The organism is Pseudomonas vancouverensis, from assembly GCF_004348895.1.
Lineage (GTDB): Bacteria > Pseudomonadota > Gammaproteobacteria > Pseudomonadales > Pseudomonadaceae > Aquipseudomonas > Aquipseudomonas vancouverensis.
On the sequence record NZ_RRZK01000029.1, the window covers coordinates 1 to 25,686 of the forward strand.

Annotated in this window: 21 protein-coding genes; 17 read left to right on the forward strand and 4 right to left on the reverse strand. The window is 60.7% G+C overall.

Translation table 11 applies throughout. From position 1 onward, the window contains the following. Nucleotides 1–259 precede the first annotated feature (259 nt). The 6 genes from recC (at nucleotide 260) to yfiB (ending at nucleotide 11,966) form a co-directional block, all read left to right on the forward strand. Nucleotides 260–3,709, forward strand: coding sequence for an exodeoxyribonuclease V subunit gamma (recC, locus tag EIY72_RS20540; protein ID WP_093226869.1), 3,450 nt, complete (start codon nucleotides 260–262; stop codon nucleotides 3,707–3,709). After that, entirely contained in the window at nucleotides 3,709–7,398 is a 3,690-nt protein-coding gene (gene recB, locus EIY72_RS20545) for an exodeoxyribonuclease V subunit beta (RefSeq protein ID WP_093226868.1), read from the forward strand. The genes recC and recB overlap by 1 nt, the downstream gene beginning before the upstream one ends. After that, the gene (gene recD / locus EIY72_RS20550) at nucleotides 7,395–9,497 is read left to right on the forward strand and encodes an exodeoxyribonuclease V subunit alpha (RefSeq protein ID WP_093226867.1); all 2,103 of its coding nucleotides are present in this window, start codon (nucleotides 7,395–7,397) and stop codon (nucleotides 9,495–9,497) included. The genes recB and recD overlap by 4 nt, the downstream gene beginning before the upstream one ends. 119 nt (nucleotides 9,498–9,616) lie before the next feature. Beyond that, complete coding sequence (gene yfiR, locus EIY72_RS20555; RefSeq protein WP_093226866.1) at nucleotides 9,617–10,192, forward strand: regulatory sequestration protein YfiR; 576 nt, start codon at nucleotides 9,617–9,619, stop codon at nucleotides 10,190–10,192. Continuing rightward, complete coding sequence (gene dgcN / locus EIY72_RS20560) at nucleotides 10,189–11,457, forward strand: diguanylate cyclase DgcN/YfiN (protein WP_093226865.1); 1,269 nt, start codon at nucleotides 10,189–10,191, stop codon at nucleotides 11,455–11,457. The genes yfiR and dgcN overlap by 4 nt, the downstream gene beginning before the upstream one ends. Before the next feature lie 5 nt (nucleotides 11,458–11,462). Further along, nucleotides 11,463–11,966, forward strand: a complete 504-nt coding sequence (gene yfiB / locus EIY72_RS20565; RefSeq protein ID WP_093226864.1) for an outer membrane lipoprotein YfiB — start codon at nucleotides 11,463–11,465, stop codon at nucleotides 11,964–11,966. Here the strand turns inward: yfiB and EIY72_RS20570 are convergent. Continuing rightward, nucleotides 11,963–12,910 (reverse strand): LysR family transcriptional regulator, encoded by a 948-nt coding sequence (locus EIY72_RS20570; protein ID WP_093226863.1) that lies wholly within the window; start codon nucleotides 12,908–12,910, stop codon nucleotides 11,963–11,965. The two genes, yfiB and EIY72_RS20570, sit on opposite strands and share 4 nt — an antisense overlap. A gap of 150 nt (nucleotides 12,911–13,060) precedes the next feature. Here EIY72_RS20570 and EIY72_RS20575 point away from each other — a divergent pair, with 150 nt between their 5' ends. From EIY72_RS20575 to EIY72_RS20605, 7 genes are all read left to right on the forward strand, one after another. Continuing rightward, on the forward strand, nucleotides 13,061–14,587 hold the full coding sequence (locus EIY72_RS20575; protein ID WP_093226862.1) for a CoA-acylating methylmalonate-semialdehyde dehydrogenase: 1,527 nt from the start codon (nucleotides 13,061–13,063) through the stop codon (nucleotides 14,585–14,587). Nucleotides 14,588–14,597: 10 nt separating this feature from the next. After that, on the forward strand, nucleotides 14,598–15,485 hold the full coding sequence (gene mmsB / locus EIY72_RS20580) for a 3-hydroxyisobutyrate dehydrogenase (RefSeq protein ID WP_093226861.1): 888 nt from the start codon (nucleotides 14,598–14,600) through the stop codon (nucleotides 15,483–15,485). A 500-nt stretch (nucleotides 15,486–15,985) separates the two neighbouring features. Beyond that, entirely contained in the window at nucleotides 15,986–17,188 is a 1,203-nt protein-coding gene (locus tag EIY72_RS20585) for a pyridoxal phosphate-dependent aminotransferase (protein WP_093226860.1), read from the forward strand. A 53-nt stretch (nucleotides 17,189–17,241) separates the two neighbouring features. After that, nucleotides 17,242–18,141 carry a transporter substrate-binding domain-containing protein gene (locus EIY72_RS20590; RefSeq protein ID WP_093226859.1) on the forward strand — a complete coding sequence of 300 codons (900 nt, stop codon included), beginning with the start codon at nucleotides 17,242–17,244 and terminating at the stop codon, nucleotides 18,139–18,141. A gap of 76 nt (nucleotides 18,142–18,217) precedes the next feature. Further along, nucleotides 18,218–18,946, forward strand: coding sequence for an amino acid ABC transporter permease (locus EIY72_RS20595; RefSeq protein ID WP_093226858.1), 729 nt, complete (start codon nucleotides 18,218–18,220; stop codon nucleotides 18,944–18,946). Between the two features lie 3 nt (nucleotides 18,947–18,949). Beyond that, nucleotides 18,950–19,636 (forward strand): amino acid ABC transporter permease, encoded by a 687-nt coding sequence (locus EIY72_RS20600; protein WP_093226857.1) that lies wholly within the window; start codon nucleotides 18,950–18,952, stop codon nucleotides 19,634–19,636. Beyond that, nucleotides 19,633–20,361, forward strand: coding sequence for an amino acid ABC transporter ATP-binding protein (locus EIY72_RS20605; RefSeq protein ID WP_093226856.1), 729 nt, complete (start codon nucleotides 19,633–19,635; stop codon nucleotides 20,359–20,361). Before EIY72_RS20600 ends, EIY72_RS20605 begins: the two co-directional genes overlap by 4 nt. A gap of 55 nt (nucleotides 20,362–20,416) precedes the next feature. On the opposite strand, the gene EIY72_RS20610 is transcribed toward EIY72_RS20605, so the two are convergent. Together EIY72_RS20610 and EIY72_RS20615 are read right to left on the reverse strand one after the other, a co-directional pair. Beyond that, nucleotides 20,417–20,761 carry a cupin domain-containing protein gene (locus tag EIY72_RS20610; protein ID WP_007988984.1) on the reverse strand — a complete coding sequence of 115 codons (345 nt, stop codon included), beginning with the start codon at nucleotides 20,759–20,761 and terminating at the stop codon, nucleotides 20,417–20,419. A gap of 124 nt (nucleotides 20,762–20,885) precedes the next feature. Continuing rightward, nucleotides 20,886–21,770: a LysR substrate-binding domain-containing protein gene (locus EIY72_RS20615; RefSeq protein WP_093226855.1), complete on the reverse strand. Its 885-nt coding sequence runs from the start codon at nucleotides 21,768–21,770 to the stop codon at nucleotides 20,886–20,888. 126 nt (nucleotides 21,771–21,896) lie between these two features. Here EIY72_RS20615 and EIY72_RS20620 point away from each other — a divergent pair, with 126 nt between their 5' ends. Beyond that, entirely contained in the window at nucleotides 21,897–22,661 is a 765-nt protein-coding gene (locus EIY72_RS20620) for a sulfite exporter TauE/SafE family protein (RefSeq protein WP_093226854.1), read from the forward strand. Here the strand turns inward: EIY72_RS20620 and EIY72_RS20625 are convergent. Beyond that, entirely contained in the window at nucleotides 22,651–22,965 is a 315-nt protein-coding gene (locus EIY72_RS20625) for a putative quinol monooxygenase (RefSeq protein WP_093226853.1), read from the reverse strand. The genes EIY72_RS20620 and EIY72_RS20625 overlap by 11 nt on opposite strands. A 162-nt stretch (nucleotides 22,966–23,127) precedes the next feature. Here EIY72_RS20625 and mdaB point away from each other — a divergent pair, with 162 nt between their 5' ends. The 3 genes from mdaB (at nucleotide 23,128) to EIY72_RS20640 (ending at nucleotide 25,685) form a co-directional block, all read left to right on the forward strand. Beyond that, nucleotides 23,128–23,718, forward strand: a complete 591-nt coding sequence (gene mdaB / locus EIY72_RS20630; protein ID WP_093226852.1) for an NADPH:quinone oxidoreductase MdaB — start codon at nucleotides 23,128–23,130, stop codon at nucleotides 23,716–23,718. Between the two features lie 59 nt (nucleotides 23,719–23,777). Further along, a complete protein-coding gene (locus EIY72_RS20635) occupies nucleotides 23,778–24,695 on the forward strand; it encodes a LysR family transcriptional regulator (RefSeq protein WP_093226851.1) in 918 nt (305 codons plus the stop codon). A gap of 96 nt (nucleotides 24,696–24,791) precedes the next feature. Beyond that, nucleotides 24,792–25,685 carry an NAD-dependent epimerase/dehydratase family protein gene (locus tag EIY72_RS20640; protein WP_093226850.1) on the forward strand — a complete coding sequence of 298 codons (894 nt, stop codon included), beginning with the start codon at nucleotides 24,792–24,794 and terminating at the stop codon, nucleotides 25,683–25,685. The last annotated feature ends 1 nt before the right edge of the window (nucleotide 25,686 follow it).

The window sequence follows — 25,686 nt, forward strand, 5'->3', positions numbered from 1 at the left end:
AACGATGCATCGCCGATGGTAGTGTGGGGTTTCCCCATGTGAGAGTAGGTCATCGTCAAGATTAAATTCCGAAACCCCAATTGCGAAAGCAGTTGGGGTTTTGTTTTTGGCCGCGGAAAAGTCTCGACTGCCTCCTCCCGGGTTACCAGGTTCCCCTCATCGTCGACACCCCGTCCGAAGCAAGCGCGCTCCGACAATGAAGCCAATCGCCTTCGATGTTAAAGTCGCCCCTCGATTTTGCGCTTTCCAAGGACGCCTTATGCCAGCCGCAACGCTCCTCAATCCTGGTTTTATGGTGGTTCACGGCAATCGCCTTGACGAATTGCGCAGCCTGGTAGTCAGCTGGATGCGGCGTTATCCGTTGGCTCCTCTGGAAAATGAAATTGCCTTGGTGCAGAGCAACGGCATTGCCCAATGGCTGAAACTGGCACTGGCCGAAGACGCCGCAGATGACGACATGGGAGGCTGTGGCATTGCTGCCGCCATCGACGTGCAACTGCCAGGTAGCTTCATGTGGCAGCTCTATCGCATGGTGCTCGGTCGAGAAGAAATTCCAGCCAAGTCCCTGCTTGATAAAGCACCGCTGACCTGGCGTCTGATGCGCCTGCTGCCGCAGGTCATTGAACAGCCGCACTTTGAACCCCTGCGGCGCTTTCTGACCAACGACAGTGATCTGCGCAAACGCTATCAGTTGGCCGAGCGTTTGGCGGATCTGTTTGACCAGTACCAGGTTTACCGCGCCGACTGGCTTGAGGATTGGGCAGAAGGTCGTCATCAAATACGCAGCGGCAGAGGTGAAGCCAAACCGCTCGCTCCGGCCAGTTGCTGGCAAGCGGAACTGTGGCGGGCATTGTTGCTGGATGTTGGAGCAGAAGGCATGGCGCAAAGCCGTGCCGGTGTTCACCAGCGATTTATCGAACGCATCAACAGCCTCGATGTGGCTCCGAACGGATTGCCCTCACGAGTGATCGTTTTCGGCATTTCGTCCCTGCCGGCGCAGGTCCTGGAAGCGTTGGCCGGGCTCGCCAGATTCAGTCAGGTCCTGCTGTGTGTGCACAACCCCTGTCGTCACCATTGGGCTGACATCGTCGCCGATAAAGACCTGTTACGGCACCAATACAAACGCCAGGCCCGCAAGAGCGGTATGCCGGTGGTACTCGACCCGCAGACCCTCCATCAACATGCTCATCCGCTGTTGGCTGCGTGGGGCAAACAGGGCCGGGATTACATCAGTCTGCTCGACAGTTACGACGACCCCAACAGCTACCGCTCGGCATTTCGGGACGGGCGCATCGACCTGTTCAGTGACAGCCAGCCATTGAACATGCTCAACCAGTTGCAGGACGACATCCTCGAGTTGCGCCCGCTTCTGGAGACGCGTGAGCACTGGCCCGCGGTCGACCTGAACCAGGACCAGTCGATCCGTTTTCACGTCGCCCACAGTGCGCAACGCGAAGTGGAAATCCTTCACGACCAATTACTCGCCCGCTTCAGTGCCGACCCGCACCTGCGTCCTCGTGACGTGATTGTGATGGTCCCGGACATCGACAGTTATGCACCGCATATTCGCGCAGTGTTTGGGCAGTTGGATCGCAACGACCCGCGCTTCATTCCGTTCACCCTGGCAGACCAGGGGCAGCGAGGTCGCGACCCCTTGCTGATCGCTGTAGAACACCTGCTTAAACTACCCGACAGCCGGTTCCCGGTCAGCGAAATTCTCGATCTGCTCGACGTTCCGGCGCTGCGTGCCCGTTTTGGCGTCGAGGAACGTGATTTGCCGACGCTGCACCGCTGGATCGAAGGTGCCGGCATTCGTTGGGGCATGAATGCGCAACAGCGTGCCGGGCTTGGGCTGCCGGAGGCGCTGGAGCAGAACAGTTGGCGATTCGGTTTGCGCCGCATGCTGCTCGGCTATGCCGTGGGCAGTGCCGACGCTTGCGCAGGCATCGAGCCCTACGATGAAATCGGCGGCCTCGATGCCGCGCTGATCGGTCCCTTGGTGGCACTGCTCGACGCACTGGAAGTGGCGCATCAAGAACTGTCCAGACCTGCCTCCCCCAACCAATGGGGCTCGCGCTTGCAAGCGTTGGTGCAACTGTTCTTCGTGGCCAGCAATGAGCATGATGACTATCTGCTGACTCGGCTCGAAGAACTGCGCGAGACCTGGCTCGAGACCTGTGAGTCCGTGGGGCTGCACGACGAGTTACCGCTGACGGTGGTCCGCGAGGCATGGTTGGCTGGCCTCGACCAGGGACGTCTGTCGCAGCGTTTCCTCGCCGGTGCAGTCAATTTCTGCACCTTGATGCCCATGCGCGCTATCCCGTTCAAACTGGTTTGCTTGCTGGGGATGAACGATGGGGATTACCCGCGTGCGCAGCCGCCACTGGATTTCGACTTGATGGGCAGCGACTACCGTCCAGGTGACCGCTCACGGCGCGAAGACGACCGCTATCTGTTACTGGAAGCGTTGCTGTCCGCACGGGACCAGCTCTATATCAGCTGGGTTGGCCGCAGCATTCGCGATAACAGCGAGCGTCCGGCATCGGTGCTGATCGGTCAGTTGCGCGACCATCTCGACAGCGGCTGGCGGCTGGCTGACACCACACAAAATCTGCTGCATGCAATGACCCAGGAACATCCTTTGCAGCCGTTCAGTGCACGCTATTTCCACGAGGGCGATGAGCTGTTCAGTTACGCCAGCGAATGGCAGGCACTGCATCACGCGTTTAAACCCATGATGGATACCGAAGTGCTGGACGCGCATGTCCAGGATGAGCCTCTGGGCATCGCCCAACTGCAGGACTTCCTGCGCAACCCGGTGCGACACTTTTTCAGTCAGCGGCTGAAGATTTTCTTCGAAGCGGCACAGGTACCCTTGGTCGATGAAGAGCCCTTTGTCCTCGATGCGTTGCAGCGTTACAACCTCAGCGACAGCTTGCTCGAAGTCGCCTTGGGCAATCTCGATCACTCGGATCAGGCCCTCAGAGTGCAAGCGCAACGCCTGCAAAACAGTGGCCTGCTGCCCATGGCCGGATTCGGTGAAAGCCTGCAACGGGAATTGATCGAGCCATTGCCAGACCTGCTTCAGCGGTACGAACAACTGCTGACGTTATGGCCACAGCCCATCACCAGTGCGCTGCCGGTCGATCTCGAACTGCAAGGCTTGCGTATCGAGGGCTGGCTGACCGGCCTGCATCAGCGTGCGGACGGTGGTTTGCTGTCCGTCACCACGATCCCCAACAGCATCGGTGCGATCAAGGCGCGAAAGTGGCATCGCCTGATACGCCCATGGATCAACCATCTGGTGGCCTGCGCCAATGGTCAGCCATTGACCACCGCCTTGGTGGCCAGTGATGACAGTTTGCTGCTCGGCCCGCTGGAGGAGGCTTCAGCGCAACGAATCCTCAGTGACGTGCTGATGGCCTGGAAAACCGGCATGCGCCAACCCCTGCCGATTGCAGTCAAGACGGCTTTCGCCTGGCTTGGGCAAACCGACCCGGTCAAGGCCGAGGCCGCTGCGCGCAAGGCCTATGAAGGTGATGGTTTGACCACCGATGGCGAGCGAGCAGAAAGCCCCGCCCTCACACGCCAGTTCGCCGACTTCGATGCGTTGACGGCCGATGAAACCTTCATCGATTGGTGCAACGCGCTCTACCGTCCGTTGTTTGAAGCCGCGTGGCGATCGTTGACCAGCGGGGAGGCAAACTGATGAGCACGAAGACGCCTTTGGCCCTGGCATTCCCGTTGCGCGGCAGCCAGCTGATCGAAGCCAGTGCCGGGACCGGCAAAACCTTCACCATTTCCGCGTTGTACCTGCGCCTGGTGTTGGGCCACGGTGGCGACGCCAGCGGTTTCGGTCGTGAGCTGCTGCCGCCACAGATTCTGGTGGTGACCTTTACCGACGCTGCTACCAAAGAGCTGCGTGAACGCATCCGCACGCGACTGGCCGAGGCTGCGCGATTCTTCCGTGATGAGACGTCCGCACCTGATGGCCTGATTGCCGAACTGCGCGAACAGTACCTGCCTGAGCAATGGGCCGGTTGCGCCAACCGCTTGGACATCGCCGCGCAATGGATGGACGAGGCGGCCGTCTCGACCATCCACAGTTGGTGCCAGCGCATGTTGCGCGAGCACGCATTCGACAGCGGAAGCTTGTTTACCCAGACCCTGGAAACCGACCACAGCGATTTGCTCGGCGAAGTCCTGCGCGACTACTGGCGTCTGTTTTGTTACCCCATGCAAGGGGATGCACTGAATTGGGTGCGCGCCAATTGGGGTGGCCCCGCCGCATTGCTGCCGCGCATCCGCGCCTTGTTTGCCAGCGAGCGCGATACGCTGCACGGCAAGGAGCCTGTCGATCTGATTAGCGAGTGTTTGCAGGAGCGCAAGGCGGCGCTGATCGAGCTGAAAAGGCCTTGGTGCCAGTGGGCTGACGAGTTGCTTGCGATCTGTCACCAAGGCGTTGCGAGTAAAAGCGTCGATGGCAGAAAGATGCAGGCTCGCTACTTCGAGCCCTGGTTCGAAAAACTCAAGGCTTGGGCCGAAGATGAATCCCTCGAACATCTGGATATCGGTACCGGATTCACGCGCCTGACCCCCGACGGCATGGCCGAAGCCTGGAAAGGTGAAGCACCGCGCCATCCGGGGCTGGAGGCGATGGCCGGTCTCAAGGCTCGACTCGATGCGTTACCCACCCCCGATGCGGCTGTGTTGCAACATGCCGCCCGTTGGGTCGGGGCCCGGTTCGAGGAAGAGAAACGCCGTCGTGCAGAAATGGGCTTCGACGACATGCTGTTGCGCCTGGATGCGGCGCTGCAATCCGAAGGTGGCGAGCGCTTGGCGACGCTGATTCGCGAGCAGTTTCCGGTCGCGCTGATCGATGAATTCCAGGATACCGATCCGGTGCAGTACCGGATCTTCGAAAGCATCTATCGCATTGAGGAGAACAGCCCCGAGTGCGGCCTGTTCCTGATCGGTGACCCGAAACAGGCGATCTACGCCTTCCGTGGCGCCGACATCCATACTTACCTGCGTGCTCGGCAGGCCACCTCCGGACGCCTGCATACACTGGGCACCAACTTCCGTTCCAGCCATGGCATGGTCAACGCGGTGAACCATGTGTTCCAGCGTGCGGAAGCTCGCGCGCTTGGGCGAGGTGCGTTCCTGTTCCGCGAGAACAATGGCGAGAATCCGGTCCCGTTCACCCCGGTTGAATCCCAGGGGCGCAAGGAAGTCTTGCGCATCAATGACCAGCCTGTGCCTGCCCTCAATGTCTGGCACCTGGCCGCCGAACAGCCGCTGTCCGGTGCCGTGTATCGGCAACGACTGGCGGCCGCTTGCGCCAGTGAAATCACGGCATTGCTCAATGGCGGGCAGCAGGGCACAGCGGGCTTTGTCCAGGACGGCAAAGACTTCAAAGGTGTGCTGCCCTCGGATATCGCCATCCTGGTTCGCGATGGCAAAGAAGCCCAGGCCGTACGTTTCGAGCTGGCTGCCCGTGGCGTGCGCAGCGTCTACCTGTCCGACAAGGACTCGGTGTTCGCCGCCCAGGAAGCCCACGACGTGCTCAGTTGGCTCAAGGCCTGTGCCGAGCCGGACGTCGAACGGCCTCTGCGGGCTGCATTGGCCAGCATCACCTTGAACCTGTCGCTGGCAGAGCTGGAACGTCTGAATCAGGACGAGCTGGCCTGGGAGTCCCGGGTCATGCAGTTCCGAGGTTATCGCGAACTATGGCGCAAGCAGGGTGTGCTGCCCATGTTGCGACGCTTGCTGCACGATTTCCGTTTGCCCCAGGCACTGATCACCCGCAGTGACGGCGAACGCGTGTTGACGAATCTGCTGCACTTGTCCGAATTGCTGCAACAGGCCGCCGCCGAACTCGACGGTGAGCAAGCGCTGATCCGTCATCTGGCCGAGCACCTGGCATTGTCCGGTCAGGCCGGCGAAGAGCAGATCCTGCGCCTGGAGAGTGATGAGCAACTGGTCAAGGTGGTGACCATTCACAAGTCCAAAGGGCTGGAGTACCCCTTGGTGTTCCTGCCGTTCATTTGTTCGGCCAAGCCGGTGGATGGCAGTCGCCTGCCATTGCATTATCACGATGCGGCGGGCAACGCCCAGGTGACGTTGAAACCCACGGCGGAGCTGATAGCCCTGGCCGATGAGGAGCGGTTGGCCGAGGATCTTCGCCTGCTGTATGTCGCCTTGACCCGGGCGCAACACGCCTGCTGGTTGGGCGTCGCGGACCTCAAGCGTGGCAACAACAATAGCTCTGTGCTGCATCTGTCGGCATTGGGTTATCTGCTGGGCGGCGGTGCGCCATTGGGCGAGTCCGCGGGGTTGCTGCGTTGGCTGGAAGATCTTCAGCAAGACTGCCCGGCGCTGTCATCGTTGCCAATGCCCGAAACCAGTGAAGAACTTTACCGGCCGCCGCAAAACACCGCGGCATTGCTGGCAACCCTGGTTCCGAAACGCAGGGCCAGTGAAAACTGGTGGATCGCTTCCTACAGTGCCCTGCGCATAGGCGACAGCTTGAGCATCGGCAGTGACGTGGCGCCCGAAAGCCCGCAGGCGCAGAAGCTGTTTGATGATGAGCGACTCGATCCTCAAGCCCCCCGGGAGATGATTGCCGGCGGCGCAGACATCCATCGATTCCCGCGCGGCCCGAACCCCGGGACCTTCCTGCATGGGTTGCTGGAATGGGCCGGGAACGAAGGCTTTTCAGCCGAGCCACACGCCGTGGAAGATGCCATTGCCCGTCGCTGCAATCGCCGTGGCTGGGAAGGCTGGATCGCCACTTTGAGCGAATGGTTGCAACATCTGCTCAAGTCCCCGTTGCATCTGACCAACGATCAGGCGCCGGTGACGCTCAGTCAATTGTGCCAGTACCGCGTAGAGATGGAGTTCTGGTTCGCCAGTCATAAAGTCGACGTGCTCAAGCTCGACGCGCTGGTGTGCCAGTTCACCCACAACGGCGCCTCCCGCGTGGCTGCCGAACCGGTGCTGCTCAATGGCATGTTCAAGGGCTTCATCGACCTGACCTTCGAACACGAAGGCCGTTATTACGTCGCCGACTACAAATCCAACTGGCTTGGTGCCGACGACTGCGCCTATACCGAGCAAGCCATGGAGCAGTCGATTCTCGACAACCGCTATGACCTGCAATACGTGTTGTACCTGTTGGCCCTGCACCGCCAGCTCAAGGCGCGTCTGGCCGACTACGATTACGACCGGCATGTCGGCGGCGCGCTGTACCTGTTCTTGCGCGGTACACGTGCGACTAGCCAGGGCGTGTATTTTGCGCGGCCGCCAAAAGAATTGATCGAGCGTCTGGACAGGCTGTTCCAGGGCAAGCCGGAACCCAAGGCCGAACCCGCCTGGGAACAGGGAGTACTGTTATGAATCGCACCTTCGCCGATCTGCTGCCCCTGGCGTCGAGCGCAGACAACCTGGCTGACCTGGCACCGCTGAGTCGTGCTGATGACCTGCTGCTGTTGCTCACCCGTTGGGTCGAGCGCGGCTGGCTGCGAGCCCTGGACAAGGCGTTCGTCGCCTTCCTGCATGAGCTGGCACCGGACGACGATCCGTTGGTGCTGCTCGCGGCTGCGCTGACCAGTCATCAACTGGGGCACGGGCATGTTTGCCTCGATCTGTTTGAGACCCTGAAAGAGCCGGACTTTGCCTTGTCCTTGCCACCCGAAGGCGATCCGCAAATGGGCGCGATGCTGTTGCCATCACAGTTGTTGGCCACGCTGGACGGCGCGCACTGGTGCAAGGTGCTGACCTCCAGCAGCCTGGTGGCCCTGGCGGCTGACAGTCGCGAAGCGGTACAGGACCGGCCCCTGGTGTTGTCGGGTAAGCGCCTGTACTTACGCCGTTACTGGGCTTACGAGCGCCGGATCGACCTTTCGCTGCGTGAGCGTTTAACGACACACGAGTCCACGCCGAATGATTTGCCCGAACGCCTCACGGGGTTGTTCGGTCCTGCCAGGGCCGCTGAGGTCGTCGACTGGCAGAAACTGGCCTGCGCCCTCGCGACTCGCGGGGCTTTCAGCATCATTACCGGTGGCCCCGGAACGGGCAAGACCACCACTGTCGTGCGCCTGCTGGCATTGCTCCAGGCGCCAGCGGTCGAAGCCGGCAAACCCTTGCGAATTCGCCTCGCGGCGCCTACCGGCAAGGCGGCGGCACGCTTGACCGAGTCCATCAGCCAGCAAGTCCGGACCTTGAAAGTCGCAGAGGGCATACGCGAAAAGATCCCCTCCGACGTCACCACCGTTCACCGCCTGCTGGGCAGCCGCCCCGGCACTCGTCATTTCCGCCACCACGCGGGCAACCGTTTGCCGCTGGATGTGCTGGTGGTGGACGAAGCCTCGATGATCGACCTGGAAATGATGGCCAATCTGCTCGATGCGCTGCCGCCCCATGCGCGTTTGGTACTGCTGGGTGACAAGGATCAATTGGCGTCGGTGGAAGCCGGCGCTGTTCTGGGTGATTTGTGCCGGGACGCAGAGTCAGGCTGGTACAGCCCGCAGACGCGACAATGGCTGGAAGCGGTCAGCGGCGAAAGCCTGGCGTCCAGCGGCCTGCAAGAGGATGAACAGGGGGCTCATCCACTGGCGCAACAGGTGGTGATGCTGCGTCATTCGCGACGGTTCGGCGAGGGTAGCGGCATTGGTCAACTGGCTCGTTGGGTCAATCAGCAGCAGCCTGACGAAGCCCGCAAGTTGTTGTCTGCACGCAGCCACGACGACGTGTTCGCCCTGGCTCTCAAAGGTGAGCAGGACCGGGCCCTGGAGCGCCTGTTGCTCGACGGCCACGGCGAAGGCCCTCAGGGCTACAGGCACTACCTGGGTGTACTGCGCAATCAGCGGCCGCCGTTCGACACCGCCCCTGAAGACTCGCGCTGGGTCGAGTGGGCTCGGCAAGTGCTGCACGCGTTCGATGCATTTCAGTTGTTATGCGCCGTGCGCAAAGGGGCCTCGGGCGTGGAAGGCTTGAACCAGCGCGTCACCGGCGCATTACTGCGCGCGCGGCTGATCGACAGCGATCAGCAATGGTACGAAGGTCGCCCGGTGCTGATGACCCGCAACGATTACGGTCTGGGCTTGATGAACGGCGATATCGGTATTGCTCTCAAGCTTCCCGAGCCGGGCGAAACGGGCAAGCAGGTCCTGCGTGTGGCTTTCCCGCGAAATGATGGTCAGGGCGGTGTGCGCTTTGTCCTGCCAAGCCGTCTGAATGATGTCGAAACCGTGTACGCCATGACCGTGCATAAATCCCAGGGTTCGGAGTTCGCCCACACTGCATTGATCCTGCCTGATGCACTGAATCCGGTATTGACCAAGGAACTGATCTACACCGGCATTACCCGGGCCAAGGACTGGTTCACCTTGATTGAATCGCGCCCGGGTGTATTCGAGGAGGCGGTCAAGCGCAGGGTAAAACGCCTGAGCGGCCTGATGCTGGAGTTGAAGGAAGACGCCGAGTCGACTCTCTGAAATGCCAGTAGCCGAGTGTAGGAGGTTGCCTCGGGTGCCGTAGGACGCTTCCTCGCTGGCATAGCGTCGCTATGCTATCGTTGCGGCATCATTTCGCTATGGTCAACGAGTATCCCTGCATGAAGGTGGCTGTCTGGACGACACGGCGCGTCGTTGCCTGTAATAAAGCGCTGCTCGCCGTTCTGCTTCTCATGCTGCCCGGCAGCGTCTTTGCGCAACCACTACCGTCGGCAGGCATGGCAGACCAGCGCGCCAAGGCGGTCACCCAGGTGGTACTGGGCATTCTCAGTTACGCCCGTTGGCCGGTTGAGCCTGCACAGTTGCGTCTGTGCCTGGTGGGGCCTACCGAATACACCGATGATCTGGTCAAAGGCACGACGCAGGCCACCGGGCGCCCGGTGACGGTCAAGCGTCTGCTGGCCGATAACCCTTCGATCGTCGGCGATTGCGATGCTGTGTATATCGGCAAACTGACTGGCGAGGAGCGCGCCCGACTGTTCAGCGCGTTGATCGGCCACCCTGTCCTGAGCATCAGTGAGAGCGATGATCAATGCACCGTTGGCAGTCTGTTTTGCCTGCGGGTCGGCGATGAGCAGGTGTCCTTTGAGGTCAATCTGGATTCTGTCGCGCGCAGTGGTGTGCGCATCCATCCGAGTGTGCTGCAACTCTCGCGCCGCAAGCCGGCGGCACCATGAGCCTGCTCAAATCGGGCAATCGCCCGAGTCTGCGTTCGGTCATTGGCCGCGGTAATGTATTCGTGGCATTGGTCGGCGTGGGCATGGCCAGCGTTTCGCTGACATTGCTCGGTGTTCTGGCCCTGCGGGTGTATGCCGATCACAACCTGCACTTGATCGCGCGCTCGATCAACTACACCGTTGAAGCGGCGGTGGTGTTCAACGACAAGCCGGCTGCCACTGAAGCGCTGGCGCTGATCGCGGCCACCGAAGAAGTCGCCGATGCCCAGGTGTTCGATCAGCAGGGGCAATTGCTCGCTCGCTGGCAGCGTCCGGAAAATGGCTGGATGTCAGCACTGGAGCTGCACATCGCCAAAGCGTTTCTGGAAGAACCCATCAATATGCCGATCGTCCATGAAGGGCGAGACATTGGCAGTATCGTGCTCACAGGCCACGGCGGCAGCCTGGTGCGTTTTCTGCTCAGCGGCCTGGCCGGCATTCTGTTGTGTACAGCCCTCAGTGGCTGGGTCGCGCTCTTTCTCGCCCGGCGGCAGCTGCGCGGCATCACCCAGCCATTGCGCAACCTGGCCACGGTCGCCCATGCCGCGCGCAGCGAGCGAGCCTTTGACCGGCGTGTGCCGCCGGCCGATATCGCCGAACTGGATGATTTCGGCAATGACTTCAATGCCCTGCTCGATGAACTCGAAGCCTGGCAGTCGCACCTGCAAAGTGAAAACGAAACACTGGCCCATCAGGCCAGTCATGACAGCCTCACGGGCTTGCCGAATCGGGCCTTTTTCGAAGGTCGCCTGATGCGTGCGGTGCGTAACGCCAACAAACTTGGCGAACGAGTCGCGGTGCTGTTTCTCGACAGCGACCGGTTCAAGCAGATCAATGACAGCTACGGCCATGCTGCGGGAGATGCAGTGTTGGTGGCCGTCGCTGATCGAGTGCGCTCGCAATTACGCGAGGATGACCTGGTGGCGCGGCTCGGCGGGGATGAATTTGCCGTCCTGCTGACGCCGTTGCACAAAATCGAAGACGCTGAACATATTGCCGACGGCATTCTCGCCAGCATGGAAGTCCCGATTGCGTTACCGGGCAATACACAAGTGATGACCTCACTCAGCATCGGCGTCGCGGTTTACCCCGATCATGGGGGCACTCCCGGCGCCTTGCTCAATGCCGCCGACGGGGCGATGTACCAGGCCAAACGCTTGTCCCGTGGTGCGCAGTACACGGCAGGGTCGGAGCACTCTGCCGCCGATATCCCCGACAGGAGCTGATTTTCGTGTTCACCCAATCCCTGCGTTCTCTGCGTTTTTTCACCCTGTGCCTGCTGCTGGCCGTGTTGGGCCTCACCGGTTGCCAGACCGCCCCTGCGACCGGCCTGACCCCGGCGCAAATTGCCGTGCTCAAACAGCAAGGCTTTGAGCTGACCGATGAAGGCTGGGCCTTTGGCCTGTCCGGCAAAGTCTTGTTCGGCAGCGACGATGACAGCCTCAACAAACAGAGCACTGACATCGTCGAGCGCATCGGTAAAGCGCTGCAGGGCGTGGGCATCGAACGCGTGCGGGTCGATGGCCATACCGATGCCTCGGGCAAGGAGGCCTATAACGAACAGCTGTCCATGCGTCGAGCGAAGAGCGTGGCCAATGTGCTGTATGCCGTCGGCATGAAACCTGAGAATGTCCAGTTGCGCGGCCTGGGCAGCAGCGTGCCGGTGGCCAGCAACAGCACGTCCAGTGGCCGCACCGAGAATCGCCGGGTGGCGATCGTGGTCAGTGCCGACTAATCGGCGAACAGCATCTCCCGACTTTCCCCCATCAACAGTGGCTGGTTCCGCTCCGTCACCTCCCTGATGTAATCCCACAACAGGGTGATCCGCTTGAGCTTGCGCAGGTCCTCGCGGCAGTACATCCAGAATTGTCGGGTGATGTCGATTTCCCGCGGCAACACCGGCAGCAGGCGCGGGTCCTGGGCGGCGAGGAAGCACGGTAGGATCGCCAGTGAGCGTCCCTGCTGCGCTGCGACGAATTGGGCAATCACGCTGGTACTGCGCAGGTTGGCGCTGGCACCTGGCAGCACGTTGGCCAGGTAGAGCAGCTCCGAGCTGAACGCCAGGTCGTCGACGTAACTGATAAACGAATGCTTGGCCAAATCCGCCGGCCGGCGAATCGGCGGATGGTTGTCCAGATAGGCCTGGGTCGCGTACAGCTGCAAGCGGTAGTCGCAGAGTTTGCAGCAGACGTACGGGCCATGCTCGGGGCGTTCCAGGGCAATGACAATATCGGCTTCGCGCTTGGACAGGCTGATGAAGTGCGGCAACGGCAGGATATCCACCGAGATCGCCGGGTAGGTGTCGACGAAATGGCTCAGTTGCGGCGTGATGAAAAAGCTGCCGAAGCCTTCGGTACAGCCCATGCGCACATGGCCGGATAACGCCACGCCAGACCCTGAAACCTGCTCGCAGGCCATGTGCAGGGTGCTCTCGATCGATTCGGCATAGCCCATCAGCCGTTGACCCTCGGCGGTCAGGACGAATCCGCTGGTCCGGGATTTCTCGAACAGCAAGGTACCCAGCGCCGCTTCCAGCGAACTGATGCGTCGCGACACCGTGGTGTAGTCCACGGCCAGGCGTTTGGCGGCCGTGCTGGCCTTGCGGGTACGGGCCACTTCGAGGAAAAACTTGAGGTCGTCCCAGTTCAGCGAGCCCAGGGAGGTGATGTTTTTTTGCATGTTGGACCGGTTTTTATGTGCGTTCTTATTAGAAGTTTGCACATCTATACTCCAAAAACAGTCCGACAACCAATTCGCTGTACGCAGCTCATCTCAGGGCGACGCTATCGCCCTGGCTCCCAAGATAAAAACAAAGATCCGGAGACCCACATGAACGCATCGCTTACGCCTAACGACACCACGGTACAGAAGGTCAAGCTGTTGATCGACGGCCAGTGGGTCGAGTCGAAATCCACCGAATGGCACGACATCGTCAACCCGGCCACCCAGCAAGTGCTGGCCAAAGTACCCTTTGCCACCACTGAAGAAGTCGACGCCGCCATCAGTGCTGCCCATCGCGCTTTCCAGACCTGGAAGCTGACGCCGATTGGCGCGCGCATGCGCATCATGCTCAAGCTGCAGGCGTTGATTCGCGAACACTCCAAGCGTATCGCCGTAGTCCTGAGCGCCGAACAAGGCAAAACCATCGCTGACGCTGAAGGCGACATTTTCCGTGGCCTGGAAGTGGTCGAGCACGCCTGCTCCATCGGCACCCTGCAAATGGGCGAGTTCGCCGAAAACGTCGCCGGTGGCGTCGACACCTACACCCTGCGCCAGCCTATCGGCGTGTGCGCCGGCATTACCCCGTTCAATTTCCCGGCAATGATTCCGTTGTGGATGTTCCCGATGGCCATCGCCTGCGGCAACACCTTCGTGCTCAAGCCGTCCGAGCAAGACCCGATGTCGACCATGCTGCTGGTGGAACTGGCGATCGAAGCGGGCATTCCGGCCGGTGTGCTCAACGTCGTGCATGGCGGCAAGGATGTGGTGGACGGACTTTGCACCCACAAGGACATCAAGGCTGTTTCCTTCGTTGGTTCGACCGCCGTCGGCACCCATGTGTATGACCTGGCTGGCAAGCACGGCAAGCGCGTGCAATCGATGATGGGCGCGAAGAACCACGCGGTGGTCCTGCCGGACGCCAATCGTGAACAGGCGCTGAATGCACTGGTGGGTGCCGGTTTCGGTGCGGCCGGTCAGCGCTGCATGGCAACTTCTGTAGTGGTGCTGGTGGGCGCGGCCAAACAATGGCTGCCGGACCTGAAGGCGCTGGCGCAGAAACTCAAGGTCAATGCCGGCAGCGAGCCGGGCACTGACGTCGGTCCGGTGATTTCGAAAAAAGCCAAGGCGCGGATTCTCGACCTCATCGAAAGCGGCATCAAGGAAGGCGCCAAGCTTGAGCTCGACGGTCGCGAGATCAGTGTTCCGGGTTACGAGAAAGGCAACTTTGTCGGCCCGACCCTGTTCTCCGGTGTCACCACCGACATGCAGATCTACACCCAGGAAATCTTCGGCCCGGTGCTGGTGGTGCTGGAAGTCGACACCCTCGACCAGGCCATCGCCCTGGTCAACGCCAACCCGTTCGGCAACGGCACGGGACTGTTCACCCAGAGCGGTGCGGCGGCGCGCAAATTCCAGACGGAAATCGACGTTGGCCAGGTCGGTATCAACATCCCGATTCCGGTGCCGGTGCCGTTCTTCAGCTTCACCGGATCCCGTGGTTCCAAGCTCGGCGACCTCGGTCCGTACGGCAAGCAAGTGGTGCAGTTCTACACTCAGACCAAAACCGTCACCAGCCGCTGGTTCGATGACGACAGCGTCAACGACGGTGTGAACACCACCATCAACTTGCGTTGAGGAGCCAGACATGAAAATCGCATTTATCGGTCTGGGCAACATGGGCGCGCCAATGGCGCGCAACCTGATCAAGGCTGGTCACGCATTGCGCCTGGTCGATCTGAACAAAACCGTTCTCGCGGAATTGGAACAACTGGGCGGCAGCATCAGCGCTTCGGCGCGAGAGGCTGCCGATGGCGCCGAGCTGGTGATCACCATGCTCCCGGCTGCCGTGCATGTGCGCAGTGTCTGGCTGGGCGAGGACGGCGTGCTCGCCGGCATCGGCAAAGGTGTGCCGGCGGTGGATTGCAGCACCATCGATCCGCAGACGGCCCGCGATGTAGCCGCCGCCGCGGCCAAACAAGGCGTGGCCATGGCCGATGCGCCGGTCTCCGGCGGTACCGGTGGTGCGGCAGCCGGGACCCTGACCTTCATGGTCGGCGCTACCGCGGAACTGTTCGCCACCCTGCAACCGGTCCTCGCGCAAATGGGCCGCAACATCGTCCATTGCGGTGAGGTCGGCACCGGGCAGATCGCGAAAATCTGCAACAACCTGTTGCTGGGGATTTCCATGGTTGGCGTCAGCGAAGCCATGGCCTTGGGCGACGCCCTGGGCATCGACACCAAGGTGCTGGCGGGCATCATCAACAGCTCCACCGGGCGTTGCTGGAGTTCGGAAATGTACAACCCGTGGCCGGGCATCGTCGAAACGGCACCGGCTTCGCGCGGGTACACCGGCGGTTTCGGGGCCGAGTTGATGCTTAAGGATCTGGGGCTGGCCACCGAGGCGGCGCGTCAGGCACACCAACCGGTGGTGCTCGGTGCGGTGGCCCAGCAGTTGTATCAGGCGATGAGCCTGCGCGGCGAGGGTGGCAGCGACTTCTCGGCGATCATCAACGGTTATCGCAAGCCGCAGTAGAGACTGGATCAAACCATTGTGGCGAGGGAGCTTGCTCCCGCTGGTCTGCGAAGCGGACCCAAACGCGGCAAATACGTGGAAAAAGGTTAATCGTGTTTGCTGATTGACAGCCGCTGCGCAGTCGAACGGGAGCAAGCTCCCTCGCCACAGGAGTCATGTGGACATATCGACATTTACCGGGAAATCACGTCGGGTGATCTCCCGGTTTTTTTGTTTTTGCTGAACTGGTTTTTCCTTCACGTTTTCAATGACTTCCCTCGTTACCTCGCCCCCAGGCCAGATCAACTCGTCATATCTCTGTACCGCTTTCAATCTCCTTGATGGTCCTCCGTTGTTCCGCATCATCGCTGCAATGCGCTGTTTTGAGCACCTGTGCCCGTTAGAAAATTCACGTTTTCTGTCCATTGCAAAAATTTTTTTCCTGATGTCATACTACGTCGTACAACAACAAGGGGCGCTAAGCAGTCCTCGGCGAACCTCCACGGAAGGCGGGTATTTTTATGAGTTTCGAGAGTCGTCGCGTCAAAGAAATTTCTTCCTCCCCCAGCATGATCATCTCCATGCGAGCCAAGGAATTGGCCAGCCAGGGTCGCGACATTGTCGACATGAGCCTGGGCGAACCGGATTTCGATACCCCCGCGCATATCATCGAGGCGGCCGCGCAGGCCATGCGCGACGGCCACACCCGCTATACCGCGCCGCAAGGCACCCTGGCGCTGCGCCAGGCAATCGTCGGCAAATTCCAGCGCGAAAACGGCCTGACTTACAGCGTCGATGAAATCACCGTTGGCAATGGTGCCAAGCAAGTCATCTTCAACACCTTCATGGCCACACTCGAACCCGGCGACGAGGTGGTCATCCCGGCGCCGTACTGGGTTTCCTATTCCGACATAGTCACGCTCAACGGTGGCCTCCCGCAGGTCATCCCCTGCGGCATCGATGTCGGCTTCAAACTGACCGCCGAGGTGCTGCAGAACGCCCTGACCGAGAAGACCCGCTGGCTGATTCTCAACTCGCCGTCCAACCCTAGCGGTGCGATCTATTCCAAGGTCGAGCTGCAAGCCTTGGGCAAGGTACTGGAAGATTTTCCCAACGTGCTGGTGATGTCAGACGAGATCTACGAACACGTCTTGCTGGCCGACCAACCCTTCGTTTCCTTCGGCAATGCCTGCCCGCAGCTGCGCGAGCGCACGCTGTTGATCAACGGTGTCGCCAAGGCCTATGCCATGACCGGCTGGCGCATCGGTTATGCGGCCGGACCGAAAGCCCTGATCGCGGCGATCAGCAAGATCCAGTCGCAAAGCACCTCGGGCGCCAGCGCGATCTCCCAGGAAGCTTCGCGCGCAGCCCTTGAAGGCCCGCAGGATTTTGTCCGGCGCAGTGCCGGCGAATATGCCGAACGCGGACGTTTGCTGGTGGAGGGCCTCAGCGTGTGCGAGGGGTTGCGCGTCAGTGCGCCGGCCGGGGCCTTTTACGCCTTTCCCGAATGCAGCCGGTTGCTCGGCCGCGTCAGCCCGCAGGGGCGGGTGATCAGCGATGACGTCGAACTGTCCGCCTACCTGCTTGATCAGGCGGGTGTGGCGGTGGTGCCGGGGCTGGCGTTCGGTTTGCCGGGTTACTTCCGGCTGTCGTTTGCCACGTCCCGCGAACAAATAAAAAAAGCGGTCGTACGTATTCGTGAAGCGCTTGCAGCCCTGCGCTGAAGCCTTCGCCCTTCGCTGTGCCAAAGCTGCCATAACAATAGTCGGAGATCCCCATGTTCGATCAGAAGAAAAAGCTGCTTGCCCTCGTCGTCGCTGCTTGCCTGGGCGTCAGCGCCGCGCAGGCTGACGAGCTCACCGGAACACTGAAGAAGATCAAGGAACAGGGCACTGTCACGCTGGGCTATCGCGACGCATCGTTGCCGTTTTCCTATCTCAATGATGCCCAGCAGCCCATCGGCTACAGCATCGAGCTTTGCCAGAAAATCGTCGATCAGATCAAGGTCAAGGTCGGCGAGCCCAACCTCAAGACCGAGTACGTTTCGGTGGTCGCGGCCACCCGCACACCGTTGCTGATCAATGGCACCATCGACCTGGAATGCGGCGTCACCACCAACACCGTCGAGCGTCAGAAACAGATTGGCTTCCTGCTCACCAGCTACGTCGCCAGTGCCAAATACGCGGTGAAGAAAACCGCCGGCATCAGCAGCGTTGCTGACCTCAAGGGCAAAGCGGTTGTGGTGATTACCGGCGGCAGCGGCGAATGGATCACCAAGAACCTTGATCGGGAAAAATCCCTGGGCCTGAAAATCCTCAATGCCAAGGATGGCGGCGAAGCCTTCCTGATGCTGGAAACCGGTCGCGCGGTGGCCTACATCAACGACGACGTGCAATTGATGGCGACCATCGCCCAAAGCCGTTCGCCGGATGCCTACACCTTGCTGCCTGAACCGATGTCGGCCGAGCCCTATGCCATTGGTATCCGCAAGAACGATCCGCAGTTCAAGACCTTTGCCGACGACGTACTGCGCAACCTGTACAGCAGCGGTGCGATCGATAGCCAGTATCCGAAATGGTTCCAGCAGCCGATTCCGCCGAAGAACGCGGTCATCAACTTGCCAATGAGTGATGCCCTGAAAGAAGCCATCGCGCACCCGAACGATACTGGCGTCTGATTCCATCCCTCACCGTGGCGGGTGGCGCTCTTCGGGGCGCCGCCGACCGCGGCTTGCGCTCAAAGGTTGGTGATTCATGGATTACAACTGGAATTGGGGCATTTTCTGGGACTCCGCACCCGGGGAGAGTTCGTCCTATCTGTATTGGCTGATCACCGGTACCAGCTGGACCCTGGCGACCACCCTCGTCGCGTTCACCCTGGCGTTTCTGATCGGCGGTGTGATCGGCACCCTGCGCACCAGCACGCTGCGCCCGCTGGTGTGGCTGGGCAATTTGTACACCGAGGTGTTTCGCAACATCCCCTTGCTGGTGCAGATGTTCATCTGTTTCTTCGTGGTGCCGGAGTTGCTGCCGGTGTCGCTCGGCGATTACCTCAAGCAGGATTTGCCTTATCCCTCGTTTTTCAGCGCGGTGCTGGCCCTGACCCTGTTCACCTCGGCCAAGCTGTCGGAGCTGTTCAAGGCGGGCATCGAATCGGTTGCCGTGGGGCAGCGGGGCGCGGCATTGGCGTTGGGGTTGCGGCCTTCACAGATGTACCTGGAAGTATTGTTGCCGCAGGCGATCCGCGTGGTGTTTCCGCCCCTGACCTCCGAAGCGTTGAACACCCTGAAGAACTCCTCGGTGGCGCTGACCATCGGCTTGATGGAATTGACCGCGCAAGCGCGCAACGTCAGTGAGTACTCCTTCAACACCTTCGAGGCATTCACTGCCGCGACCTTGATCTACGTGGTCATCTCGCTGTTGTTGACCTTTGTCATGGGTCATATCGAGCGCTCCCTGGCCGTTCGCGGCGCGACGAGGTAAGTCATGTTTGATCTGGATCCGAGTGTCATTGTCAGGGCCATGCCGGCACTGTGGAATGGCCTGAAGTTCACATTGCTGCTGACGTTGGTAGCGATGTCGGTAGGGATCGTCGCCGGTACCTTGCTGGCGCTGATGCGTCTGTCGCACAACCGTGCAATGCGCGGCTTCGCCCTGGCTTACGTCACGGTGATGCGCAGCATTCCGCTGGTGCTGGTGATTTTCTGGTTCTACTTCCTGATGCCCTTGCTGCTGCAGATGGCGTTTGGCACGGAAAGGCCGGTGCAGATCGGCCCGGTCGTCACCGCATTCGTGACCTTCTGCATGTTCGAGGCGGCGTACTACAGCGAAATCATTCGCGGCGGAATCCAGAGCATCAGCGCCGGCCAGAAGCAGGCCGCCGCCGCGCTCGGCCTGCGCCCGGCACAAGCGATGCTGTACGTGATCCTGCCGCAGGCATTGAGGCGCATGGCACCGCTGTTGCTGACGCAGACGATCATCCTGTTCCAGGACACCTCATTGGTCTACGTGCTGTCGATTGCCGATTTCACCGGCGCTGCGAGCAAGTTCGCGCAACGTGACGGGCGTCTGGTCGAGCTGTATCTGTTCGTTGCCTTCGTCTACCTGGTGATCTGCTATCTGCTGTCCAACCTGACCAAACGCATGAAAAGAAATGTGGGGAGAACCGCATGATCCAGATGAACAACCTGAGCAAGTGGTATGGCAATTTCCAGGTCCTGAAAAACTGCACCACCGAACTGTCGCGCGGTGAAGTCATGGTGGTGTGCGGACCGTCCGGCTCGGGCAAAAGCACCCTGATCAAATGCGTCAACGGCCTGGAACCGGTGCAGGAAGGCGAGATTTTCATCGAGGACCAGCCTGTCACCGGCAAGGGTGTCGACTTGCCAAAACTGCGCGCGCGGGTAGGGATGGTGTTCCAGCATTTCGAGCTGTTTCCGCACCTGAGCATTCTCGACAATCTCAACCTGGCGCAGATCAAGGTGCTGGGCCGTGACGTCGATACCGCCAGCCAGAAAAGCCTGGGCCTGCTCGACCGCGTCGGGTTGAAAAGTCATGCGCATAAATTCCCGATCCAGCTGTCTGGCGGCCAACAGCAACGGGTCGCCATCGCCCGGGCCTTGGCCATGGACCCGATTGCCATGCTGTTCGATGAACCGACCTCGGCGCTGGACCCGGAGATGGTCAACGAAGTGCTGGACGTCATGGTGGAACTGGCGCGTGAGGGCATGACGATGATGTGTGTTACCCACGAAATGGGGTTCGCCCGCAAAGTGGCCGATCGCATCGTGTTCATGGACGGCGGCGAGATTATCGAGGACGTGAAGTCCGAGGAGTTCTTTGGTGCTCCGCGCTCGGAGCGGGCGCGCAGCTTTCTGTCGAAAATCCTGCAGCACTGAAAAAAACAGGCTTGCCGTCGCTGGCGACGGCAAGCCTGGGTTCTAGAGAGATGTCTTACGCAAAGACAAAATACTTGCGTACGGTTTCCACCACTTCCCAAGTGCCTTTCATGCCTGGCTCAATGACGAAGATGTCGCCCGCGCGCAGGTGAATCGGCGCCATGCCTTCCGGTGTGATGACGCAGTAGCCTTCCTGGAAATGGCAGTACTCCCACTTCACGTATTCCACGTACCACTTGCCGGGCGTGCAGATCCAGGTGCCCATGATCTTGCTGCCGTCTTCGCTGGTGTAGGCGTTGAGGTTGACGGTGTGCGGGTCGCCTTCGAGCTTCTCCCATTTGCAGGCGTCGAGCACGGGCAGCGGGTGGGTGTCGCGAAGTACGGTAATCGGTGCGGTCATGATGACTCCGGGCAGTGGGCTCAGGAACTGAAGTCGCACCCTATATGGCCCGCCCGGCGCTCAGTTGTCTGTGCTCGACATCGAGCTATCCAGAAACGCAGTGCCCAAGGATAAAGCCTGCCCTTCAGGAATGGCTCAAAGCCTGTAGCAAGGCTTTGGCGTAGGCGGGCAGTACGGCAAAGTCCCGGGCGCAGAGCAGCAGTTTTCGTTGCCCCCAGGGTTCGTGAAGAGCGAAGCTTTTGATGGCGGGTTCGTATGGCCTGCGCTCAAGGGCCGCCACCGGAACGATCGCCAGCCCCGCCCCCCGGGCGACCATGCGCATCACACCATCGAAGCCGTCGGCGCGGATGCGCACTTGCATGCGCAAACCTGCGTGCAGCGCCTGTTCTTCGAGGTACACCGCCAGCGCACTGTTGGCGTTCAGGCTGACGTAGTCGTGCGACAGGGTGTCGGCGAAGCTCAACACCTGGGCGCTGGCCAGCGGATGATCGCCGGGCATGATCAGCGCCAGTGGATCATCGCGAAACGCACGGGCCTGCAAGCCGGTGATGTCCACTGCGTCGGAGACGATGCCAAGGTCCGCCGCACCCTGGCGCAACGCATGGGTGATGCGGGTGCTGGGCAGTTCCTGCAGGTCGATGCTCAGGTTGGGGTGATCGTGCAGAAAGTCGGCGAGCAGTTCCGGCAGGTATTCGGTGATGGCCGTGGTGTTGCACAACAGACGGACCTGACCTTTGACCCCTTTGGCGTACTCGGCCAGCTCTTGCTGCATACGTTCGGTTTGTTGCAGCAAGACCCGCGCGTGTCGCGCCAGGGCATCGCCTGCGGGCGTCGGGCTGACCCCGCGACGATTGCGCGCCAGAAACTCGATGCCAGATGAGGCTTCCATCGCGCGGATTCGCGCACTAGCCGCCGCGAGTGACAAATGGCTGCGCGCGGCGCCGGCGGTGATGTTGCCGCTGTCGAGAATGTTCAGGTAGAGGCGCAGGTCGGTGAGGTCGAAGTGCATGGGTCAGCCTCTAAACGTGTGGTGTCCGTATGACCGCCACAAAAATCATTAGCCTCTGTTAAACCAAGAGGCAGCCTAAGTATATGGCAGATTTTCAACCCAGCGTTCCAGGCTCACCATAGTCCCATGAACACACTCTCCTCGTTTTACCAGAACCTCGGCCTGGCCCTTTCTGTGCTGGTCATTGCCACCTTCATGCTCGCCGGCATGGTCAAGGGCGTCATTGGCCTGGGCCTGCCAACCGTTGCCATGGGCCTGCTCGGTCTGGCTATGGCACCGGCACAGGCAGCTGCGCTGCTGATCATTCCCGCCACCTTGACCAACGTCTGGCAACTGGCGTTCGGCGGGCATTTGCGCGGGTTGATCAAACGGCTGTGGCCGATGCTGCTGGCGATCTTCCTGGGCACTGGCGCAGGCACGCTGTGGCTCGGCATGAGCAGCGGTCATTGGGTCGTACGCGGCCTGGGTGCGGCGTTGCTGCTGTATGCACTGAGCGGGCTGTTTCTGCCGACCTTGCGTGTGGCGGGGCGCAGCGAACGCTGGCTTGCTCCGCTGTGCGGCTTGCTGACCGGCATCATCACCTCGGCCACCGGGGTGTTCGTGATTCCGGCGGTGCCTTACCTGCAAGCGCTGGGCTTGAGCAAGGATGAACTGGTGCAGGCGCTGGGCCTGTCGTTCACCGTCTCGACCCTCGCCCTCGCTGCTGGCTTGTTGTGGCGTGGCGCCCTTGGCGGAGGAGAGCTGAGCGCGTCACTGCTGGCGCTGATCCCGGCCATGCTCGGCATGTGGCTGGGGCAATCACTGCGCCAGCGGATCAGCGCGTTGTTGTTCAAGCGTGTGTTCTTCGTTGGCCTCGGCGTGCTCGGCGGCCACTTGTTGATCAACGGCTAGCGGAGGACGGGCTGATCATTTCGATCGCACGAATCTCGAAATCCCGTTCCAGGTACTCATCACGTTGATCGAGAAACTGCTTCATGTGCGGCAGGTTCGAGTGCACGTCGAGGTGGGCCTGGGATTGCCAGATCTCGTAGAAGATAAACAGCGTCGGGTCCTGCTTGTCGCGCAGCATGTGGTATTCGATGCAGCCGGGTTCGGCGCGACTGGCTTGCACATGGCTGCTGAAAAACGCTTCGAAGGCGTCGGATTTTTCCGGACGGGTCTTGGCGTGGAGGATAAAGCCCTGGATTTCACTCATCGGTACTGCCTCTGATTCGAGTTTTTCCCAAGTCTATGGCAACAATCGCCTTGGTATTCGTGCGTATTGGTCAAATGAATTTTGCGCATTCGGTGCTTATTCCGCGCGGGGCAGGTCGTTAATCTGCCGCCATCCAATTCATGACCTTTCCCGAGACCCACCATGAAAAAAGTCCTGTTGCTCAATGGCGGCAAACAATTCGCCCACTCCGATGGCCGCTACAACGCCACCCTGCACGAGGCCGCGATGAGCGTGCTGGATCGCGGCGGCGTGGATATCAAGACCACCTTCATCGACGGCGGTTACGACATCGCCGAAGAAGTGGCCAAGTTCCTCTGGGCCGATGTGATCATTTACCAGATGCCGGGCTGGTGGATGGGCGCACCCTGGACCGTCAAGAAGTACATCGACGAAGTCTTCACCGAGGGGCATGGCAGCCTTTACGCCAACGACGGTCGTACCCGTTCCGATGCATCGCAGAAATACGGCAGCGGTGGTTTGCTGCAGGGCAAGCAGTACATGCTTTCGCTGACCTGGAACGCGCCGCAGCAAGCGTTCGACGACCCCACCGACTTCTTCGAAGCCCGCGGCGTGGATGCGGTGTACTTTCCGTTCCACAAGGCCAACGAGTTCCTCGGCATGACCGGGCTGCCGACCTTCCTCTGTGTGGACGTGATGAAGCGCCCGAACATCGAGGCCGACGTGGCGAGCTATGAGCAGCATTTGAAAAGGGTGTTCGGTCTCTCGGCTTGAGACCCCTTTTTGCCCCGCATCCAGCTACTATCAGGCGAGTTTTTCAATGAGGGGCCGCTGTGAAAGCCAGATCCGATGAGTTGCAGATTTTCGTCTGCGTGATTGAATGCGGGTCGATTTCTGCGGCGGCCGAGCAGGTCGGGCAAACGCCTTCGGCGGTCAGCCGCACGCTGTCGCGGCTGGAGGCGAAGCTCGACACCACGCTGATCAACCGCACCACGCGGCGCATGGACCTGACCGAAGAGGGCAAGTATTTCTTCGAGCATGCCAAGGGCATCCTCGATCAGATGGAGGCGCTCGAAGAGCGCTTGTCCTCACGCCATCAGACACCGTCCGGGCGTTTGCGCATCAACGCCGCGTCACCCTTCATGCTGCACGCCATCGTGCCTTACATCGACGAGTTCCGCCGGCTCTACCCGGACATCACGCTGGAACTCAACAGCAACGATCTGATCATTGACCTGCTGGAACAAAGCACCGACATCGCCATCCGCATCGGCACCCTGACCGACTCGACCCTGCACGCCCGTTCCCTGGGCTGCAGTCCGATACACATCGTCGCCAGCCCGGCGTACCTGGAGAAGCACGGCACACCGAAGGTCGTGGCCGACCTCAATGAACATTCGTTGCTGGGCTTCTCGCAGAACGACGGCCTCAATCAGTGGCCGTTGCGTTATGTGCATGGCGACCGCTGGCCGATCCAGGCGTCCATCAGTGCGTCGAGTGGCGAGACGATTCGGCACTTGGCGCTGGAAGGCCAGGGCATTGCCAGCCTGTCCCACTACATGACCATCGACGATATTCGCGCCGGGCGCTTGCAACCCGTGCTGGCCGAGTTCAACAGCGGTTATCGCCAGCCGATCAACGCGGTGTACTACCGTAACTCGCAACTGGCCCTGCGCATTCAATGCTTCCTCGATTTTATTCAGGGCAAGCTGGCGCAGTACGCCAGCGAGACCTTCAACGCGGATTCGTGATTCCTGCGCAAGAGTGAATTGGTGCGCAAGGGATTTTTCGCCCGTGATTGCTCCTTGATACTCGCTCCATCACTTATTCACGCAGGGAGTTTGACCATGAACGTATTCGTTACCGGCGCTGCCGGATTTATCGGCGGCTCCATCGCCACCGGTCTGGTTCAGGCCGGGCACACAGTCACGGGCCTGGTACGCAGTGCCGAGCAAGCCGATGAGTTGCGTGCACTGGGCATCACCCCGGTGGTCGGCACACTGGACGACCGCGAACTGCTGACCGCTCAGGCTCGCGCCGCCGATGCGGTGATCAATGCCGCGAGCAGCGATCATCTGGGGGCCGTGCAGGCCTTGCTCGACGCGTTGCGTGGCTCGAACAAAGTGTTCCTGCACACCAGCGGTTCGAGCATCGTCGGCGATGCATCGGGCGGCAAAGCCAGTGACGTGATTTATTACGAAGACAACCTGCCGGCGCCGACCGTCGACAAGGCCGCGCGGGTGGCCATCGACAACCTGATCCTGGCGGCGGCCAAGGACGGAGTGAATTCGGCGGTGATCTGCAACACCCTGATCTACGGCCACAGCCTGGGTGTGCAACGCGACAGCGTGCAGTTGCCGCGCTTGCTCAAGCAGGCACGCAAGAGCGGGGTGGTGCGCCATGTCGGCAGCGGTCGGAACATCTGGTCCAACGTGCACATCGAAGACGTGGTGTCGCTGTACCTGCTGGCGCTGAGCAACAACGTACCGGGCACGTTCTACTTCGTCGAAAGCGGTGAAGCCTCGTTCATCGACATGACCACGGCCATGGCCCAGGCGCTGAACCTGGGCGAGCCGCAAGACTGGCCGCTCAAGGACGCCGAAGCCGAATGGGGCTATGAAATGGCCAACTATGGCCTGGGTTCCAACAGCCGGGTACGCGGCACGCGTGCGCGGGAGTTGCTGGGATGGGCGCCCAAGCGCACCTCGGTGATCGAGTGGATTCGCAACGAGATGGTGTGAG